Annotated in this window: 1 protein-coding gene and 1 pseudogene; both read left to right on the forward strand. The window is 56.3% G+C overall.

The annotated features are described in order from the left end of the window. Window positions 1-150, forward strand: a pseudogene (locus tag ATB02_RS25765) (tail assembly protein); the annotation flags it as partial. Window positions 151-210: 60 nt separating this feature from the next. Then, a partial coding sequence (gpJ, locus tag ATB02_RS25770; RefSeq protein WP_446718975.1) for a TipJ family phage tail tip protein occupies window positions 211-575 on the forward strand: 365 nt, incomplete at its 3' end.

Here is a 575-nt window from a genome sequence, read left to right on the forward strand (position 1 = left end):
TATTTCTCCTCACTGGATAACATGGTTGCCCAGGGCAATGTTCTGCCCGTTCTGTACGGTGAAATGCGCGTGGGGTCGCGGGTGGTCTCTCAGGAGATCAGCACGGCAGACGAAGGGGACGGTGGTCAGGTTGTGGTGATTGGTCGTTGATGAAAAACGTTTTATGTGAAACCGCTTCCGGGCGGTTTTGTCGTTTATGGAGCGTGAGGAATGGGTAAAGGCAGCAGTAAGGGGCATACTCCGCGCGAAACGAAGGACAACCTGAAGTCCACGCAGTTGCTGAGTGTGATCGATGCCATCAGCGAAGGGCCGATTGAAGGTCCGGTGGATGGATTAAAAAGCGTGCTGCTGAACAGTACGCCAGTGCTGGACAGTGAGGGGAATACCAACATCTCCGGCGTCACGGTGGTGTTCCGTGCCGGTGAGCAGGAGCAGACACCGCCGGAGGGATTTGAATCCTCCGGCTCCGAGACGGTGCTGGGTACGGAAGTGAAATACGACACGCCGATCACCCGGACCATCACGTCGGCAAACATTGACCGACTGCGTTTTACCTTCGGCGTGCAGGCACTGGT

The organism is Escherichia sp. MOD1-EC5189 (genome assembly GCF_002966045.1).
Lineage (GTDB): Bacteria > Pseudomonadota > Gammaproteobacteria > Enterobacterales > Enterobacteriaceae > Escherichia > Escherichia coli_F.